This is a genomic window from Geoalkalibacter subterraneus, assembly GCF_000827125.1.
GTDB classification, from domain to species: domain Bacteria; phylum Desulfobacterota; class Desulfuromonadia; order Desulfuromonadales; family Geoalkalibacteraceae; genus Geoalkalibacter_A; species Geoalkalibacter_A subterraneus.
Genome location: NZ_CP010311.1, coordinates 1,374,201 through 1,392,438, shown reverse-complemented (window position 1 = coordinate 1,392,438; position 18,238 = coordinate 1,374,201). Strand labels below are relative to the sequence as shown.

Genomic DNA, 18,238 nt, shown 5'->3' with positions numbered 1-18,238 from the left:
AATTCAACAGAAAAAATTTTATTCGGCTTTGTCCAAAGGATACCCCGCGCCTTTCCAGGCAAAGACTCCGCCGGGATGACGATAGACGTTGTTGTAACCGAGATTGACAGCCCAGGCTGCCCCATTGTGGCTGCGGGTGCATTTGACAAAACCGCAGTAAACAACGATTGTCCTGTCCTTGTCATCACCCAGCAACTCCAGAAAATCGTCGGGAGTCCGGCCATTCGTTTCAGCCGTATCCCATTCTTCCATATCCGGAATGGGGAAGAGAAACTGCACCGCACCCGGGATATGCTGCTTTTTGTAGCTGTCCTCGTAGGGCATGGTATCGACAATCAAAATATCCTTCCCTGAATCGATCCAGGCCTTGAGTTCATCAGTGGTCACAACATCATAACCGCCGCGCTGCACCTCGCGCACCAGCTTGACGGCTTCCGCCTCCTTCGTGACTTCCTGCTCGAATTTGTTGTCCCAGAAAGCCTCAGACGGGTTTGAAAATCCCACCAGAAGAAAGACTCCAACCGCCAGGAAAGAAAAGGCTTTAATTCCCTTCATCTTGATTTTCTCCTCTTTGTTAAAATTACGGCGCCGATCGATACCGGCACGATACCGGCGAACCGACGCCACCCATAGATAAAAACAACACCAACCATCATCACCAGATCGCGGTAAAGAGATGTCTTCAGGCCATGGAAAGCCTCGGCTTCCGGGTCATCCGGACCAAAGCAGCCGCAATCGACATCGAGCCCCATCCACAGCCCGTAGGAAAGCACGGCGATGAACAAAAGCAGCATTCCGGTGACCGCCGCAAGACTTCCGCGCAGATCGAACAACAGACCAAAACCGGCGACTATCTCCAGGGAAGCCAGAAAAACAGCCATCGGCAGAAGCAGAAATTCCGGCAGCAGGCCATAGGCTCCGATCAGAACAGCAAAAACCTCGGGCTCTGAAATTTTCAGAGCCCCCGCATAAATAAAAACAGCGCCAAGCCCCCAGCGTGCAAGCCGGTAGAGCCAACGCCCCACACCAGATCTCATCATTGAAGCCTTAATGGAGTTGCCACCAAAAAAATTCGGTGCCTAATTTGAACAGGCAGTCTGAGCTGCTACCTATTTGACATTGATTTTCCCGATATGTCAAATAGGTATTTTTTATACAAAATTGGGAATCGAAAGGGATATGACTGGCAGAAAGGGAAAAAAATTAGGTCAAAGGAGAAGTGTTTTCTCTTCTCTTGGCTATGCGGACATGCTTACTGGTCCTGCTCTTCTATATACCTGGCAGCAAGCGCACCGCCCAGTTGGGCCAGGTCACGGAGATTTTCGAGTAGAACCGCGCGCGGCACCTGCAATGAATCCAGAACATGCGACCACTGGGTGAGGTCCAACTCGCCGCCCTGCTGCAAGGCCTGCCTCAGAAGAAGAAGATTGGGGATGAGGGTTTTCTGGACCGAGGAGAGCTGCTCGGAGAATGATTGATCCTCATCAAGCTCCGACAGCTTTGTCATAAGGTCCTCCCACGGCAGGGTGCGGGCCAGCCTGATCACGAGATTCTGAATTTTTTCAAGAGACTGGGTGTCTTTATCATAATCGACCGATTTGATGAATTGACGAAGCTTTTCCCGCAAGACGGGTGTTGCCAGTTTGCGGATCGAAGCCAGAACCTGCTGTGCGTCACCTTCATCTTCATCGAAATCAAGTGCCGCCAGGATGCGCTCGCGGTCCCGCCATTTGTTGTGCTGCAACTCCGCATCCTTCAGAGGGATTACGGTCTTCGCGTCATGGCGGCGCGGCTTCCAGGCCAGCCAGACACCGTTGTCGACAATGCGGTCCGCCACGTCCCGGCACAACGAGCCCGGTGGGAAGAAGGCATCATCATGTGCGGCCTGTTGGGCGAGAATATCCCAACTCGCCTTGAACAACGGTGGGAAAGACACCGACATGCCGGGTAAGGGCGAGGATTGCGGTTTCTCAAGTTGATCCAGCCGCAGGCGCAATGCGACCATGTCCGGGAAATCCCCCCGAGCATGACCTTCTTGACGAACTCGCGGAAGATCTTCTCCTGCCCGATGTCACGCAGGTTGTTGCCCACGGCCTCGATCAGGCCGGACTCCCATACAAAAAACAGCGGCCAGGCCCCGCCCTTCTCATAGACAGGCTGAAGTCGAGCGGCAATATCGCGCCCCGACTTTTCGCTCACCAGACCACCGTGAAAATGAATGGCCAGCCCTTTTTTAGGGGCGGCATAGATTACCTCACCGACAATCCGCATCACATCGTCGATCAAACAGCAGGTAATCGGCACTGATGCCGCTATCGCGGGCCTGTTTCACAAGATCCATGAGGCCATCGGGAGCCTTGCGCAGGCTTTCAGCGCGGCGTTTAAACCCGTTAGTTCGTTTGTCGATCTCAGCCGCTTCCGCCAGTCGATTTTTCTTTTGGGCGGAGCTGAGCAGGCTGAATGAAACCGGCAAGAAACTTGAACCGTCCGACCAGCCCAGGGTCAGCAGTCGGAAACCACGGTAGTAGCGATGATCATTATGGTCATGGACACGCGCCAGCAGTTCAACATTTTTGCTCCGATTGCGGTTGTAGAGCGAGTCGTCAACAATGAAGACCTTGGGTGTGTCTGTCGATGTCAGCGGCAGAATCTTCTTGTTGAGGACAATTGCACAGAGCAAATGCAGGAACTTGCGCCAGTTGGCATTGACCGAATTGAGAAAGCGGTAAACGGTGTCCTTGCCAATCTCACTTCCGGAGTCATCCGCCTGGAGGTAGCGGAAGAGATTCTTGCCGGTGAATACCAGGCTGAAGATCATCCGCATCACCACAACGGGAGCGATCCCGTACTGTTTGGCCACGTTGCTTTGCTTCAGTAGTCGTGCGATGCGCTGATTGTCAAAGTACGAATTAATTTGATTCTGGCATGAAACGGTTTCTGCTACAATCTGATCCAAAGCATCATCTCCTTGTGTGTGACAGGTTGTTTGGCGATAACCTATTTTACAACAAGAGATGATGCTTTTCCTCTGTAATTTCAGTCTTTTATAAATTTTTACTCACTGCGAAAGTTGAGTCATTTAAGTAGATAGGTTCGATCCCTCTTCTCGGCGTAGTCACGCTCGTGACTCAGGCGGTGAATCAGGGCAATACGCCGGAAAGAAGTTCGCAAACGCAGAAGGAATATCGCGGCGGCGGCAACACCCCAGACAACAACGGAACTGCCCTGGTAACTGAAAAAGAGCTGCCGCTTGACCACGCTGTCGCCGAGATAGACCACCAAAGCGAAAAAGAAAAGGTAAAGGCCGATCTGCCACATCAGTTTGCGAATGGTGCGGGGATTAACCCAGCTTGGTTTCTTCTTTGTTTTGGATTTGGAGTCCGGCTCAGGCTTGGCGGCGGACTTCTTTTTGCGCCGGGGGCTCAGCGACAAACCATGCAGGCAGACGCCAAGGGCGACGACACTGTCAAAAATGCGCAGAAACGCATAACCACAAATCATCCCCCAGATCAGGGCTACGATCAGAGTGCCGAAAGTCATGAAATACTCCTTGATTGCAATTCAGAAAACATCAAATTCGGCCATGATTCTACCACCAAAAACAAATCAATAAACAAAATTCAGTAAAAAAGCCGCTCAAACGAGCGGCTTTTTTGCCGGGAGCACTACGTTAACGTTAGAAACTCAATGCCAACTGCGCCGTCACCGTATGGCTTTCATCCTCATCGGCGTCTCCATACAGATATTCAAGCCCAAGCACGGTGTTGCGGAACAATCCGCGGGAGACCACGGCCCCGTAGCGCTTGAGATCGCTCTGAAAATCTTCTGCACCTTCAGCCTTTACGCCGAGCTGCCAGCGTTCTGTCGGCTCCCAGGACAGTTCCACGTTCCATGCCCAGGGCCTTTCCCCGGTTAGATCTTCTCCAGCACCGACCATCTCCGACGAAAAATTTTCCAGGGCTGCGATATATTCAGCCAGAAGATTGACCCCACCTATCTGCCATGAGAGGTAGGCGCCGCCCGCTGCCACACTGGAGCGATACAGATCCTCATCCTTGACCAATTCTATGTCGCTTTCTGCCAGATCGCTCAGATAGGAGATTCCGAAGGCGAGTCCGTCCATCGGAGTCAATTCAAGAGAAGCCACCCAACTGTCGATGCGGTCATCATCGCGGGTGTCAACGTCACCATTAAAAGCGCCGACATGCAGCGCCAGAAGATCGCCCTGGAAGCCGAAGACCGCAGCCGTACTGTTGGTTTCACCGAGCTCCAGAGTCAGAGGGTCGCTAATGAAGGCGCTGTCGAAATTTCCGAAGGGCAGATACATCTTGCCGCCGGCAAAGGTGACGTAGTGTCTCCAGAAAGGAACCGGGTGGCGCAGAAAGATGACCGCCTGATCAACCTCAATGTTATCAGTTTCGTCCTCCTCCCACAGTAACGCCAGATGGCCAGCGATGTTTTCGTTAATATCCACATCGGCCGCCAATTCCACGGTCGCCAGCTGCAGGTCGCTGGTTTCTTCACCGCCCTCGACTTTTTCCCAGAATGCCTCCAGCTCCAGCAACCCGCTGAGAGTAATCGATTTATTCAGCGCGCTGAGGATAAAAGGCTCATCGGGCTGAGTTTTCTCCCCTTCCAGCGTCGCAATGCGCTGACGCAGGTTGTCGATCTGACTGCGCATCGCCTCATAATCTGGTTGCGCCAGGACGACAACCGGCAACATCAGAATCAGCCCCGCAACAAAAAAACATCCCAACAATCGTCTCATCCAATTCATCGACTCAAACCTCCAGACAGTTTGTGAGTTAAAATTTTTCAGAGGCTAACTTACTTGAAAACGAATATCAAGTACATTTTCCATATTTTTACAACTTTTTGAATTTACTAATAAATATCTCTAAAGAATCATGCTAACACGATTGTTTCAAGCCTTTTCAAAGGAGGGAGGTCATTCCCTGACATTGACATACTCAAGTTTTGTTTTTTAATTGCTGCAATGGTGCACTCATTTAAACCCTCGTTTTACACGAACAGGAGCAGCCTGTGAAAAACCATGTCTGGCGTCCTCTTTTCGTCGTCATCGCCATCGTTGCGGTCATCCTTCTGGCACGCGCATTCTATGTCCCGAAGGATTTTGGCATCCATGGCGGCGAGGGGTTCATGTACGGCTGGTATCGTGAGGGCAATGTGCAGGAATGGAAGGATTTTCCGGCCAAATACCGCGGCCGGGACTACTGCGCCGGCTGTCACGTGGATCAGGCAGAAAGTTCAGCGGAATCGATGCATGGCGCCATCCAGTGCGAGAACTGCCACGGACCTGCCTTCGACCACCCGGAAGAACCGATGCAGCTTGCCATTGACCGCAGCCGTGATCTCTGCCTGCGCTGTCACGCCCGTCTGCCCTACCCGGGAAGCGATCGCGGCGATCTGCCCGGCATCGAACCTGACGAGCACAACCCAGGATTTGCCTGCGTTGACTGCCACGCCCCTCATAATCCCGACCTGGAGGAAATGTGATCATGAAACGCCGTGATTTTCTGAGAAGCACGGTCATTGCCGTGGCCGGGACCAGCCTTCCGCTGACCTCCATGACATGGATTGATCCACGCGAGGCCTTTGCCGCGAACCCCGACCTGCGCTGGATCTTCTTGGTGGATACGCATAAATGCGTCGGCTGCGGTTTCTGCGTCAAGGCCTGCAAGTACGAAAACGACATCCCCCAGGAAACCAATGCCACCCGCACCTGGGTGGAGCGCTACGTCATCACCCGCGATGGCGAAGTGCACGCTGACTCGCCACGCGGGGCCCATGAGGGCTTCACGCAGCGCGCCATTGACCGTGGCACGGTCGGCCCCCTGGAGATCGCAGACGAGGACATCGTGCAGGCGTTTTTCGTGCCCAAGCTGTGCAACCAGTGCGATCACCCCTCCTGTGTTCAGGTCTGCCCGGTGGGCGCAACCTACAAAGCGCCCGACGGCGTGGTGCTGGTCGACCGCAGCTGGTGCATCGGTTGCGGCTATTGCGTGATGGGCTGCCCGTACGGGGTGCGTTTTTTCCACCCGGTGCATCATGTTGCGGAGAAATGCAACTTCTGCTACCACCGCATTCACAAGGGAGAATCGACGGCCTGTGCCGTAGCCTGCCCCTTCGGAGCGCGCAAGATCGGCAACATGAAAGATCCCGACGATCCGGTCACAAAGACGGTCATGTCGCAGCGGGTGGGGGTGCTCAAGGACGGTTTCGGGACTGACCCGCAGGTGTATTACATCGGGCTGAACATGGAGGTGCGCTGAGATGGTAGTTCATGGAGAACTCTGGACGGCAAAAGAACTGTTTGTTCTGCCCAACGAATTTATCTACTGGTCGATCCAGATTGTCATGTACCCTTTCATGACTGGTCTGGTAGCGGGCGCTTTCGTGCTCTCTTCGCTCTACCATGTGTTCGGTTTCAAACAGCTCAAGGATATCGCCCGTTTTTCGCTGGTGTTCTCCTTTGCCCTGCTGCCGGTGGCGATGCTGCCGCTCATGCTGCATCTCTCACAGCCGCTGCGCGGCAGCCACGTAATGATGACACCCCATTTCACCTCCGCCATTTCGGCGTTCGGCGTTGTATTTCTCACCTATGCCTGCATCGTCGGGTCGGAATTATGGTTTGTCTATCGCGAGCATTTTGTCGAAACGGCAACGGCGCTCAAAAACAAACCGGTGCGCAGTTCCGGCGAGAACCTGCGCATGAAGCTCTTCTCCCTGTTGACTCTCGGCGCATGGGATATCAGCCCCGCCGCACTGGAGAAAGACCACAAGGCGGTCACCGTTCTGTCGGCCGTCGGCATACCGGTGGCCTGCTTCCTCCACGGCTACGCGGGCTTCATCTTCGGCTCGGTCAAAGCCAACGCCCTGTGGATGACCCCGCTGATGCCCGTCATCTTCATCTGCTCGGCGGTGGTTTCCGGCATCGCTTTATGCATCCTGTGCTACATCGTGACGATGGAAATCCGCAAGTTTCTGGCCGGCAGAAGAAACGCGAAATCTGCTGATATCCCATCCATCGAACAACTTAAAGGCGCGCAGGCCCAGGAAGTTCGCATGAGTTCGCGCTATCTGCTGATCTTCATGATTCTCGCGGTCACCCTTGAGTTGCTCGACATGATTTTCCGCGGTTACACGGCGGTGAAATCCTGGGATATTCTGCGCTCGGTCATCTATGACAGGGATTTCATGCAGATCTTCGTTCTGCAGTTCGGCATCGGCAACTTCGTTCCATTTGTCCTGCTCTTGCTGCCAGGGCTGACGGTGCGACGAGCGGCGCTGGCCTGCACTCTAGTGCTGTTCGGGGTCTTCATGATGCGCTGGAACGTCGTCATCGGCGGGCAGGCGTTTTCACTGACCTTTGCCGGCTTCATGCACTACCATCTGCCGATTATCCCCGATTCCTGGGAGACTTTCCGCGAAGGTCTTGCCGGGGCCCTGCTGGTGGCGGTAACGCCCTTTGTTCTTTTTTATTTTCTCAATAAAATCTTCCCGGTTTTTCTGGAAGAAGAGACCAACTGAGCACCGAAGCTATTTTTCTTCGGACAGCAGCAACTGCCCGACCCAGCGGCGCGCAAACTGAAAAGCAGTGCGGCCGCAGCGCTTGCTCTTGTCATGCGACCAGGCGATTGCAGCCTGCTCCAGCTCCCGGCTCCAGGGCGGCTCGATGCCATGACGGCGTCCGAGGTTTACCACGCACTGGCGCACCACATCCAGGTATTGTTCCTGGGTAAAGACATGAAACGCCACCCAGAGACCGAACCGGTCCGACAGGGAGATCTTCTCCTCGACCCCTTCGCCGAAATGAACCTCGTTGTTGACCAGTTTGGAGCCGAGGTTGTCCGTGTCGTATTCGGGCACAAGGTAGCGCCGGTTGGAGGTGACGTAGATCAGCGTGTTGGGCGGCGCAGCGTAAACAGAGCCATCCAGGGCGCTTTTCAGCACCTTGTAGCTTTTCTCCCCTGACTCGAACGAAAGATCATCGCAGAAGACGATAAAACGGTAAGGCTGATCCCCGATGATACTGAAGATGTCGGGCAGGCTGGGCAGATCGTCCTTATCCACCTGGATGATGCGCAGCCCCTCTTCGGCATAACGATTGAGAAGCGCCCTCACCAGGGATGACTTCCCGGTTCCGCGCGACCCCCACAGCAGGGTGTTGTTGGCGGGATATCCACGCAGAAACTGCAACGTATTGTCCTCCACCACCTCTTTCTGCGCATCTATGCCGAGCAGCTCATCCAGACCGATGTCATCCACGGCCTGCATGGGCTCGAGGTAGCCGGCAAAAGAATGGCGGCGCCAGTTGGCGGCAAAACAGTTCTGCCAGTCGATGGGCGCCACCGGTCGCGGCAGGATCTGCTCGACGGAGGTCAGCACCCGCCGCAACTGCTCAACCAGTTCATAATCGAGATTCATAGCAATCACCTATTCACTTTTCTTGTTTGACGGAAAATTCCCCAGTTCTCCCTTTTTTGCATCAGACCGCCTGTATTCTGCTATACTTTCCAGCGTTCCGAAAGCCGGAAATACAATTTTCCCCTCAGGGAGTTCCCATATGACACGTCACCCCCTTTACTGGTCCGCCTTCTGCTGCCTGCTGCTGGTGTTGTCCGGCTGTGCCGAGATGAAAGGAGGCGATCTGGCTGGAAACGTCCTGAGCGCCCTTTCTACTTCCAAAAACGGCGGAACCCTTGATGAAGGCACCGTTGCGGCGGCGCTCAAAGAAGCCCTCTCGGTCGGCTCGGAAAGAGCGGTCGCCGCCACCTCGCAGGATAACGTCGAAATGGCGACCATCGAAAAGCTGCACCAGGGCGGCAAAACGGTTGTCATTGTCACCCACAGCCCCGAAATCGCCGCCCGCGCTCAACAGGTGGTTCAAGTCAGAGACGGGCTGCTGATCAACAATTGAATCAACCTTAACCCCAGAGAGCTGTCGGACGATCCGTGAAATCCGCGGAGCCCGACAGCCTCCCTGGGAGTTGCAACCAAAGCTCTCTCGATAAAAAGACAGGTCGTTTTTCTCTGAAGAATCGGCCTGTCTTTTTTGTTTCCGACTGAGCCTCCCTCCTCGCAGCCACTCAAAGCACACCAAAAAACCGAAGTTTAAAAAAGAATAAAAATTATTTTTTGCGTTGATTAGCTCACAGATTCCCTATATCCTACATAGGGTTTAAGGGGAATTTTTTTGATTGTATCCGATCAACGCGCGCTGATCTATGACTTGAAACTCAATCTGACCGCGCCTTCCAACCAGGGTTGCAAAAAATGCCGCTCGATGTTCACAAAATTTCCGTACAACTGACCCAGGCGCCATTGGCTGTCTCCCCAGCAGAGCTGCGCCGCGAAGAGGCTCTTTTCCTTGTGGGAGCAGAGCTCGCCCCTCAGCCGACACTGGAAACCATTTTCGACAGTGACTGCCAGAAACCGGTCGAGCTCTTTGTTTTCAACTTTCAACGGTCCGAAGGCTTGATTCAGGCCTCTTCGCTGCTGGAGTTGATCAAAAAAAACCTGCGTGGCTTTGTTCTGGCGCGCCTGGACTTTGCCCCTGCGCCCGAGTTGCTGGAATTTGCCTACGCGCACGGCGTCGACCTGGTTAGCGTCAAAGTCGACAGTCCTCTGGACGACGCAGCGGCATCTGCCGATAAATGGTTCCCCGCCCTCGAGCAGGCAAGACATATTTTCCCGCGCTGGGCGGTCGGTGCAGATCTGGATTTATCCACCCTGAGCCCTTCGCAGGTGATAGAGGCGATGAAGATTCTGGCTGCCGGGCAGATCGTTCCTCTCGTGGCACTGGATGTAAACAGCCAGACAAGAGACACCAACCGGCTCCAGGATATTTTCACTCATCTGAGCAGGTGCTGGAAGGGCTCCGGCATGACTCTGCGTCCCTGGGGTCCTCTGATCGAGCGCACCACCCCTCTGGTTCTGCCGTCGCCGCGAACGCTGGTCGGCAACCTGCTTATCCGTGCCCAGAATGCCCACTTGCGCACCGGTTCCGATCTGCGACGCCTGCTGCGTGTTCGGGAGGTGGAAAAGTCCTTTGATTCTGCAGGTCTGTGATGGATCCATCCCAATTCGAAAATCCGCTCAAGATCGATCGCCGCCCCATGTGGGCCATTCTTTTCGATCGCACCCGCCGCTACCAGGTCATTCTTATCCTTGCGGCCCTTGCGGTTCTGTTCTTCAGTCTTGAGCCTCCCAAAGAGCTTTCTCCGCAAGGGCATCGTGCCCTGGTGCTGTTTGCGGCCTGCACATTTCTGTGGGTCAGCGGCCTGCTGCCCCTGGCCGTAACCTCTCTGCTCGCCATGGCCGCTGTTCCGCTGTTCGGCATTCTCGAACGGCGCGAAACCTACGCTCTCTTTGGCAATGAGGCGGTATTTTTCATCCTCAGCGCCTTTATCCTTGCCGCCGCCATGAGCAGTTCTGGGCTCTCGGCGAGACTGGCGCGCGCCATGCTGGCACGATTCGGCAAAACCCCAGGCAGGCTGTCTCTGACGGTCTTCGTGTTCTCAGCCCTGTTGTCTTTCGCCATGAGCGAGCATGCAGTGGCGGCCATGATGTTCGCCATGGTGGCCGAGATCGTGCGCAGCCTTGGGCTTGAGCCCGGGCGAAGCAGCTATGCAAAGCTGCTGTTCATGAGTATCGCGTGGGGATGCGTCATCGGCGGGATTGCCACCTTCCTGGGCGGAGCACGGGCTCCGCTGGCAGTGGGGATGCTGCGTGAAGCTACTGATAAAGATTTCACGTTCATGGAATGGACTGCAGCAGCTCTGCCGATTGTTTTTCCGCTTATGCTGATGGGTTACCTGCTGCTCCGACGCCTGTTTCCCATCGATATCGATTCGGTGGAAAAAGGTCAGCACTACCTCAAGCAGCGGCGTCTGGATATGGGGCGCATGAATCATCGCGAGGTGATCGTCGCGGTGGTCATGACCGCGACCATCGGATGCTGGATTTTCCTCGGCCACACTCTGGGTCTTGCCAACATCGCCATTGTCGCCGTGGCGGTGCTGTTTGCTTTTCGTGTGGTCACCTGGAAGAAGATAGAGGAGTATGTCAACTGGGGCGTGATTCTCATGTACGGAGGGGCGATCACCCTTGCCGCCTCCCTGGACCGCAGCGGCGCTGCGGGCTATCTGGCGGACCTCGGGCTTTCCGGGCTGACCGGTTCGCCACTCCTGATCCTGGCGATGATCGCCCTGCTTTCCCTGTTTCTTACCGAGTGCATCAGCAACGCCGCCGTCATCGCCATGCTCATGCCCATCGCCATCAGCCTGGAGGCGAGCATGGGGCTCGACCCGCGCCTGATGACGCTGGTTATCGCGCTGCCCTCGGGGCTGGCCTTTTGCCTGCCGATGGGCACTCCCGCCAACGCCATCATCTTCGCCTCGGGCTATCTCAAGATGCGCGAGATGGTGCTGCCCGGCCTGATGATCCAATCCCTGGCGATCATCCTCTTCCTGGCCACCGTTCGCTTCGTCTGGCCATTGTTGGGGTATACCCTGCCGTAGCACGAGAAAAAGGGGACAGAAAAAGGGGGACAGAAAAAGGGGACAAAAAAGGGGACAGGCTGTCTTTTCAAATAAAAGCGCCCTATCCCCTTTTTGTTCTTGTTCGGGGGCCTTGCGGGATCAAGAGCCATGGCGTTGGCAATCTTGCACAAAGTCGCAAAACGCGGACGGGCATCGGATCTCTAAATTTTAGCAATGGCCGGCTGGCCATACCGGCTTTAGCAGCCAATTCCTCCTGCGTCATGCCAAAATACTCGCGCCATGCTTCAACTAAAAACCTTATAAAATCTCGTGCAGCGCTCCGAACATTTGACATTGACACTGGCTTTCAGCCGCTCTAACGTTGAGATATGAGCATCCCGGCGATCTGACGATTGTCTCTGTGGAAGAAAACCAGAGAAGGACCACATGCTGAAAATATCCCGACAAATCACCATCCCGGAAAACGAAATCGAGCTGCATGCCGTGGCTTCCCAGGGATCAGGCGGGCAGAACGTCAACAAGGTAGCCAGCGCCATCCATCTGCGCTTCGATATTCGAGCATCTTCTCTGCCCGATTCCGTCAAGGAGCGCCTGCTCAACCTCAATGACCAGCGCATCACCCAGGAGGGGGTTGTGGTCATCAAGTCGCAGCAGTACCGCACCCAGGAACGCAACCGGGACGAAGCATTGAAACGCCTGCGGAACCTCATCCAGAGCACGATGACCACTCAGCGCAGGCGCAAGCCGACCAAGCCTACCAAGACATCAAAAGAAAAACGGCTGAAGGAAAAAACGCGCCGCGGTCAGATAAAAAGCCTGCGCGGCAAAGTCAATGACTGAGTGAGCCTGCAGCACAAGTCGCCATATCTCAAAGAATCCAAGGAAAAATTCCATGCACACCTATGATGTCATCGTGGTCGGAGGCGGCCCGGCCGGCATGTTTGCCGCGGGCTTCGCCGCACTCGAGGGGGCGAGCGTCCTGCTGCTGGAAAAGAATAAGCGGTGCGGCGCGAAATTGCTGATCACCGGCAAGGGGCGCTGTAATGTCACCTGTAGTGAAGAGAACCCGCGAAAATTCATCGAGCATCTCAATCCGGATGGCAGACCGTTTCTAACGGCTCTTTTCGCGTTCGGCCCATCGGATGTCGTTGACTTTTTCGAGCAACGCGGCCTGTCAATGGCCGTCGAACGCGGCGGTCGGGTCTTCCCGGAAAAAGGTGGGGCGGCTGAGGTGCTGGCCCTGCTCGAGCGGTTTATCACAGAGGCCGGCGTCACGGTTCTGACCGACTGCCAGGTCAATGAGCTGAAGCTGAGCAATGACCAGATCAGTCGCATATCCACATCCAGAGGTCTCTTTGAGGCCGAAAGCCTCATCCTCGCAACAGGCGGCCTGTCTTACCGGGAGACCGGCTGCACGGGAGACGGCTACCGCTGGGCCGACCAGACCGGGCATCATCTTGTCAAACCTGAAGCCTCGCTGGTTTCAGTCAAGCTGGCCGAAAACTGGACCGGCGAACTCTGTGACTTCAACCTGCGACATGTGCAGATTTCAGTGCTGCTCGACGGGAAGAAAATCGATCAGCGGTTCGGCGAGGCGTTTTTTACCCGCAACGGCATCAGCGGCCCAATCATCCTGGATATGAGCAGCGCAATCCGCAAGGCGCTCAAGTCAGGGAAAATCACACTGCAGCTCGATCTTAAACCGGCGGTCGATACAGAAACCTTCGACCGCCGCCTTCAACGGGAACTTGAAAAAAACAACAACCGCGATTTCGGCAATTCCCTCGCGGGGCTGCTGCCCCGTGACATGATCCCCGTATTCATTCGTCTCTCGGGCATTGATCCCACCCAGAAGTGCCATTCAGTCACACGCCAGGAAAGACTCAAGCTGCTGAATCTGTTCAAACAACTGGAACTCAACGTCACAGGATGCGGTGGCTTCAAACGGGCGATCATTACCGAGGGCGGCGTTTCGCTCAAAGACATCGACATGCGCAGCATGCAATCGAAAAAAATCCGCAATCTTTACTTTGCCGGCGAGATGATCGACCTCGACGGTCCGACCGGCGGGTTCAATCTGCAGATCTGCTGGTCGAGCGGTTATCTGGCCGGAATCAACGCAGCCCGACACAGCAAGTAGCAGTACCATGGGGGAAAGCTTCTGAGTTCAGGGCGGGTCAATGTCCTGATTCAGTTCCTCGCGCATCACCTGGGGGCAGCGGGGACGCTGGTAACTTATGTAACTTTTTGGGGGGCAGCGGGGACGCTGGTAACTTATGTAACTTTTTGTTCCATCCTCAATTACCAACCTCTTCTGAATCACCCTGATGGCCAAAACGTGCGTGCGATCGCTCATCCGTCTCAGGTCAGATTACACCCTTGGCTTGCGGAGTCCGCCAAAGATCAGGGAGAGAACAAAAAGAACCAAAAAAATGAAAAAGAGAATTTTTGCAATCTCCGCGGTGGCCGCCGCAATCCCAGTGAAGCCGAAAACCCCAGCGATAATGGCGATAACGAAAAAGGTAACTGACCAACCCAGCATAACGCCTCCTTTGCCCTTGAAGTTTTCGATACCTAATTGATAACAGAGGGCTGGCGATTTACAATGACGGGAAAAGACGAGCCGCCTGGTTCAAACTAAGCGGCTCGCCTTTTGCCTCTTCGGGGAGGTCCATTAACGGAACGGACATGCGCAAATTCTTGTTTTTTTTTACAACAATTGACTCCAGAGAAAAAGCCGCAAGAGGCCTTAATGTGGGCACACGGCATACACTCGGCATAGCCCTCTTCTCCCTTAAACATCTCCTTTTATGGTCAAAATGGACCGTCTAAGGCCCTAAACAGTGCGCCACACAACAGATTTTCGATTTATTTTCAAATAGTTGGGTTGGTCCGACCCGACATGCACAATGGAATGGCGCTACGCCGAAGCCTCCTACAAAGTCATCGCCCTCGATGCCGGTCACGTCTGCCAGAACCTCTACCTCGCCTGCGAAGCCATCAACGCCGGCACCTGCGCCATTGCGGCGTACAACCAGGATCTGATGGATGCGCTGCTCGACATTGACGGGGAAGAGGAATTCACCGTTTACCTGGCGCCTGTGGGGAAGATTTAAAGGGTTGGTGGCGCTGCGGGACACAATAAATGATGCGCTCGCAAAAAATATTGAACCGCACGAGCCGATCAGGACTGAAGTACGCTGGTCGCGGCCGTGGGGCAACGATTTCTGCATGCCCTGGGTGGGCTTGAAGTTTATCACCCTCAGCCCGGAGTTGGTGACCAGAATCAATGAACGCCTGTCGGATCCATGAGCATTCAAGTCCCGCCGAAATACTGTCGAAAAACATTGCATTTTGTCGAAAAATTTTACACAAAAGACTCCTGTGATTTTTTCCTTTTTAAAATTTCTGTCTATTTTTCAGGCAATTATAAGTAGGAACATAATTTGCTTATTTTTGGGCAGACATTTTTATTCACTGTTTTAAACACAGGAACACAGGAGTTTTTTTATGTTCTTTAGAATTGCGACCGCTTTGGCTTTCGTTCTTTTCGCTGCGGTACATGCGGCGGCAGTCCCCATTTCCGGCCTGTACAGTACCGGTGTAGATGACAGCGGCAACCTTCTGGCGATTGGAACTGCCGATTCTCACTACTCCCTTATGTTCGATGATGGTACGCTCACCCCTCGTGCCATCACCCCCCATTCCGCCTGGGCAGACAATACAGATGATTTCGCACAATGGATCAACCCATCCAGCGAGCAAAATCCTGCCGGGACAGCAACCTTTTCCCCTGGCAATTACGCTTATCAGCTTACATTTGATCTTACTGGTTTTGACCCTTCAACTGCCATAATTTCAGGGCAGTGGGCCACAGACAACAGTGCGTCGATTCTGCTGAACGGAAATGCAACCGGGATAACCAAGCCGGAAAGAGGGTTTGTGTTTCTGGATTCTTTCGTCCTTGATTTTGGCTTTCTGCCCAGCGTGAACACTTTGACGTTCCTGGTCAACAATACAGGAAGCAGCAACAATCCAACTGGTTTGTATGTCAACATGGAGGGTGATGTATCAGCAACCGTCGTACCGGAGCCCTCTACTTTGTTGCTGTTTGGCATCGGCTCTCTGGGTGTCTGGTTCGCAGGCCGGCGCAATCACCGTAAGAATTCCTAGTTCAAGAGCGGACCTTCTTGAAATGACTTCAAAAAAGGAGTATCGCTGCAGCGATGCTCCCTTTTTTGTGTTTGTTCAAGTAAGCCGCTTCGCGGCAGAAGTTCCTAAAATCAACACCTTCTCGCCTGCTCTCCCCCTCCTACCGTCTCATTTTTCCTAAAAAATACTTCCGTACCAGTCGATCATCTGCTTTTCATATCCACAAGCCGTCTTCCGCGGCGAAACCTCAACTGTGGAAAGGAGAACCATTATGATGACCGACTGGTACGAACAATCGATGCGGGCCCTACAGCTATCCGGCAAAGGCGACAAAACTCAGCAGATGTACACCCGCTCGGTGCGCAAATTGGTGGAGTTTTACGAGAAAACTCCCGATGCCATCACCGAGACCGAACTGCAGGACTACTTCCTCCATCGCATCAATATCGACGAGTGGTCTCCCGGCACCATGCGCATCTGCCATGCCGGGATCCGCTTCTTTTTTACCAACGTCCTCGATCGCTCATGGCGCACCTTTGAATACCTGCATGTCCAGAAGGAGCGACGCCTGCCGACTGTACTCAGCTGCGAGGAGGTGCAGCGCGTTCTGGCCTGCGTCTATGCCTTTCACAACCGCGTCTTTCTCACCACCGTCTACTCCTGCGGCCTGCGTCTGCAGGAGGCCCTGCATCTAGAAGTCTCCGACATCGACAAGCAGCGCATGATGATTCATGTTTATCGCGGCAAGGGGGCCAAGGACCGCTATGTGCCGCTACCGATGAGCACCTACAAGCTGTTGCGCAAATACTGGGCGACTCACCGTCATCCGCGCCTGCTCTTCCCGGCCCTGGGGCGCAACGGCAAGAATGCTCATAAATCTCAATCCCCCATGGCTGTCAGCAGCGTTCAGGGGGCCATGAAGAACGCCGTGCGCGAGGCGGGCATCCATAAAAAAGAGGTCAAGATCCACACCCTGCGCCACTCTTACGCGACCCATCTGCTTGAGGAGGGCGTCAACATCCGCGTCATCCAAAAGTATCTTGGCCATTCTTCCCTCGACACCACCCTGATTTACCTGCACCTGACCCAGAAGGGGAACGAGGATGCCTGCGCGCTGATCAACACTCTCATGGAGGGCCTCTTCCATGGATAAGCTGACAGCGATCTTCCGCAGCTACGGCCCCGAATATCTTCAGCAACACGGTGCCAAGGTCCCGCCCCAGCACCGGAAGGTGATCGAAGCGATCTTACGCTGCCGGACTCCTGAGAGCGGCACCACCATTTACCGTTGCGAGCACTGCGGCGAGGACCACGTGCTCCATCTGGGCTGCGGCAACCGTCACTGCCCGATCTGCCAGTATCGCAAGGGCCGCCAGTGGCTCGAACGGCAGCTGGAACGCCAGATGCCGGGGGCGCATTTTATGCTGACCTTCACCGTCCCCGAGCCGTTGCGTCCCTTTATGCGCAGCAACCAGCGGCTGGCCTACTCAGCGCTGTTCGCTGCCTCTTCGGAGGCGATGAAGCGGTTGGCCAAGGATTCCCGCTTCATCGGGGGCGACCTGCCGGGGTTCTTCGGCGTGCTGCATACCTGGGGCCGCCAACTACAGTATCACCCGCACATCCACTATGTGGTGACCGGCGGGGCTATCGCTTCGGGCACCGGGCAATGGATGCCATCGCGCAACGAGTTCTACCTGCCGGTTCAGGCCCTCTCACTCATCGTTCGCGCCAAGTTCCGCGAGCGCATCAAGAAGGCCGGTCGGCTCGGCGAGATCCCCAGCAGCGTATGGAAAACCGACTGGAACGTCAACTGCCAGGCCGTCGGCGACGCCGAAGGTTCGCTGAAGTATCTGGCGCCCTACGTCTTTCGTGTGGCGATCTCCAGCAGTCGCATCGTTTCGGTGGAAAAGGGCCGGGTCACCTTCAGCTACAAGAAGAAGGGGAGCAGTCGACCACGCACCCGCGAAGTGTCCGCCCTGGAGTTCCTCCGACTGTTCCTGCAACATGTGCTGCCCTGGGGCTTTATGAAGGTGCGCTACTACGGTTTCTTGAGCCCTGGATGCCGCATGCCTCTTGCGGAGGTTCGCGCCCGCATTCAGATTGCCCACGGCTTTGCCGTCACGGTACCGAAGGTGATGCCGGAACCACAACCGCCGTTAAGCTGTCGGCAGTGTGGGAAAGAACTTGAGGGGTACCGTCTGATCTTGCCACCGAAACGCAAACCTGAGAAGCGGGCGCGGACGGGGTAGAAACACCCTGCACCTCTCCAAAACCCCATGTCGGGCCCTCAATGGTCTGCCCAGAACCTCTTTCTGAGCAGGAAGGCACCGGTGCGCCCAACGTGCTAAAAATGAGGTAACTTGGCAGGAAATCCGAGGGTATTTTTACTAGCATTTGCCCTCTTGGCGCCGTCAAGGGGCTCGCAAGGCCCCATTGGCAGGTTCATTTCTCCCCCACCCGGGCCATCGCCCCCCCCCACCTGAAAACCAATCCCCTATATTGAAAGATCGTGCCCAAACTCGGGCTTCTTGAACAATGGATTGAGACGACGCCTTCGGGTC

General features: G+C 54.9%; 19 protein-coding genes and 1 pseudogene. 12 read left to right on the top strand and 8 right to left on the bottom strand.

Annotation, left to right across the window (positions count from 1 at the left end; genetic code table 11):
* Positions 1-18: 18 nt before the first annotated feature.
* From GSUB_RS06320 to GSUB_RS06295, 6 genes are all read right to left on the bottom strand, one after another.
* Positions 19-555 (bottom strand): rhodanese-like domain-containing protein, encoded by a 537-nt coding sequence (locus tag GSUB_RS06320; protein WP_040199797.1) that lies wholly within the window; start codon positions 553-555, stop codon positions 19-21.
* Positions 552-1,040, bottom strand: a complete 489-nt coding sequence (locus tag GSUB_RS06315) for a MauE/DoxX family redox-associated membrane protein (RefSeq protein WP_040199796.1) — start codon at positions 1,038-1,040, stop codon at positions 552-554. The genes GSUB_RS06320 and GSUB_RS06315 overlap by 4 nt, the downstream gene beginning before the upstream one ends.
* 212 nt (positions 1,041-1,252) lie before the next feature.
* Complete coding sequence (locus GSUB_RS06310; RefSeq protein WP_040199794.1) at positions 1,253-2,005, bottom strand: hypothetical protein; 753 nt, start codon at positions 2,003-2,005, stop codon at positions 1,253-1,255.
* 249 nt (positions 2,006-2,254) lie between these two features.
* On the bottom strand, positions 2,255-2,956 hold the full coding sequence (locus GSUB_RS06305; protein ID WP_052464650.1) for an IS4 family transposase: 702 nt from the start codon (positions 2,954-2,956) through the stop codon (positions 2,255-2,257).
* Between the two features lie 119 nt (positions 2,957-3,075).
* Positions 3,076-3,540: a hypothetical protein gene (locus tag GSUB_RS06300; RefSeq protein ID WP_040199793.1), complete on the bottom strand. Its 465-nt coding sequence runs from the start codon at positions 3,538-3,540 to the stop codon at positions 3,076-3,078.
* A gap of 136 nt (positions 3,541-3,676) precedes the next feature.
* The gene (locus tag GSUB_RS06295; RefSeq protein ID WP_144401964.1) at positions 3,677-4,777 is read right to left on the bottom strand and encodes an LbtU family siderophore porin; all 1,101 of its coding nucleotides are present in this window, start codon (positions 4,775-4,777) and stop codon (positions 3,677-3,679) included.
* 266 nt (positions 4,778-5,043) lie between these two features.
* On the opposite strand from GSUB_RS06295, the gene GSUB_RS06290 reads away from it, so the two are divergent.
* From GSUB_RS06290 to nrfD, 3 genes are read left to right on the top strand one after another with little or no spacing between them, the layout of a single operon-like run.
* Positions 5,044-5,517 (top strand): cytochrome c3 family protein, encoded by a 474-nt coding sequence (locus GSUB_RS06290; RefSeq protein WP_040199791.1) that lies wholly within the window; start codon positions 5,044-5,046, stop codon positions 5,515-5,517.
* Between the two features lie 2 nt (positions 5,518-5,519).
* Positions 5,520-6,293: a 4Fe-4S dicluster domain-containing protein gene (locus tag GSUB_RS06285; protein WP_040199790.1), complete on the top strand. Its 774-nt coding sequence runs from the start codon at positions 5,520-5,522 to the stop codon at positions 6,291-6,293.
* A gap of 1 nt (position 6,294) precedes the next feature.
* Positions 6,295-7,551, top strand: coding sequence for an NrfD/PsrC family molybdoenzyme membrane anchor subunit (gene nrfD / locus GSUB_RS06280; RefSeq protein ID WP_040199789.1), 1,257 nt, complete (start codon positions 6,295-6,297; stop codon positions 7,549-7,551).
* A 9-nt stretch (positions 7,552-7,560) separates the two neighbouring features.
* Here nrfD and GSUB_RS06275 read toward each other — a convergent pair whose 3' ends face one another.
* Positions 7,561-8,448, bottom strand: a complete 888-nt coding sequence (locus GSUB_RS06275) for an ATP-binding protein (protein WP_040199788.1) — start codon at positions 8,446-8,448, stop codon at positions 7,561-7,563.
* A gap of 139 nt (positions 8,449-8,587) precedes the next feature.
* Between GSUB_RS06275 and GSUB_RS06270 the strand changes: the two genes are divergently transcribed.
* From GSUB_RS06270 to GSUB_RS06250, 5 genes are all read left to right on the top strand, one after another.
* Positions 8,588-8,941, top strand: coding sequence for a hypothetical protein (locus GSUB_RS06270; protein WP_040199787.1), 354 nt, complete (start codon positions 8,588-8,590; stop codon positions 8,939-8,941).
* 356 nt (positions 8,942-9,297) lie between these two features.
* Positions 9,298-10,092, top strand: coding sequence for a hypothetical protein (locus GSUB_RS06265; RefSeq protein ID WP_040199786.1), 795 nt, complete (start codon positions 9,298-9,300; stop codon positions 10,090-10,092).
* Positions 10,092-11,543: an SLC13 family permease gene (locus GSUB_RS06260; protein WP_040199785.1), complete on the top strand. Its 1,452-nt coding sequence runs from the start codon at positions 10,092-10,094 to the stop codon at positions 11,541-11,543. Before GSUB_RS06265 ends, GSUB_RS06260 begins: the two co-directional genes overlap by 1 nt.
* 408 nt (positions 11,544-11,951) lie before the next feature.
* Positions 11,952-12,365, top strand: coding sequence for an alternative ribosome rescue aminoacyl-tRNA hydrolase ArfB (gene arfB, locus GSUB_RS06255; RefSeq protein WP_040199783.1), 414 nt, complete (start codon positions 11,952-11,954; stop codon positions 12,363-12,365).
* A gap of 52 nt (positions 12,366-12,417) precedes the next feature.
* On the top strand, positions 12,418-13,665 hold the full coding sequence (locus GSUB_RS06250) for a BaiN/RdsA family NAD(P)/FAD-dependent oxidoreductase (RefSeq protein WP_040199782.1): 1,248 nt from the start codon (positions 12,418-12,420) through the stop codon (positions 13,663-13,665).
* Positions 13,666-13,896: 231 nt separating this feature from the next.
* Here GSUB_RS06250 and GSUB_RS18525 read toward each other — a convergent pair whose 3' ends face one another.
* Positions 13,897-14,067, bottom strand: coding sequence for a DUF1328 domain-containing protein (locus GSUB_RS18525; protein ID WP_040199780.1), 171 nt, complete (start codon positions 14,065-14,067; stop codon positions 13,897-13,899).
* Positions 14,068-14,431: 364 nt separating this feature from the next.
* On the opposite strand from GSUB_RS18525, the pseudogene GSUB_RS06240 reads away from it, so the two are divergent.
* From GSUB_RS06240 to GSUB_RS06220, 4 genes and pseudogenes are all read left to right on the top strand, one after another.
* Positions 14,432-14,641, top strand: a pseudogene (locus GSUB_RS06240) (SagB/ThcOx family dehydrogenase); the annotation flags it as partial.
* 394 nt (positions 14,642-15,035) lie between these two features.
* On the top strand, positions 15,036-15,698 hold the full coding sequence (locus tag GSUB_RS06230) for a PEP-CTERM sorting domain-containing protein (RefSeq protein WP_040199775.1): 663 nt from the start codon (positions 15,036-15,038) through the stop codon (positions 15,696-15,698).
* Positions 15,699-15,948: 250 nt separating this feature from the next.
* Positions 15,949-16,830: a site-specific integrase gene (locus GSUB_RS06225; RefSeq protein WP_052464648.1), complete on the top strand. Its 882-nt coding sequence runs from the start codon at positions 15,949-15,951 to the stop codon at positions 16,828-16,830.
* Entirely contained in the window at positions 16,823-17,926 is a 1,104-nt protein-coding gene (locus GSUB_RS06220; protein WP_040199773.1) for an IS91 family transposase, read from the top strand. Before GSUB_RS06225 ends, GSUB_RS06220 begins: the two co-directional genes overlap by 8 nt.
* Positions 17,927-18,238 lie beyond the last annotated feature (312 nt).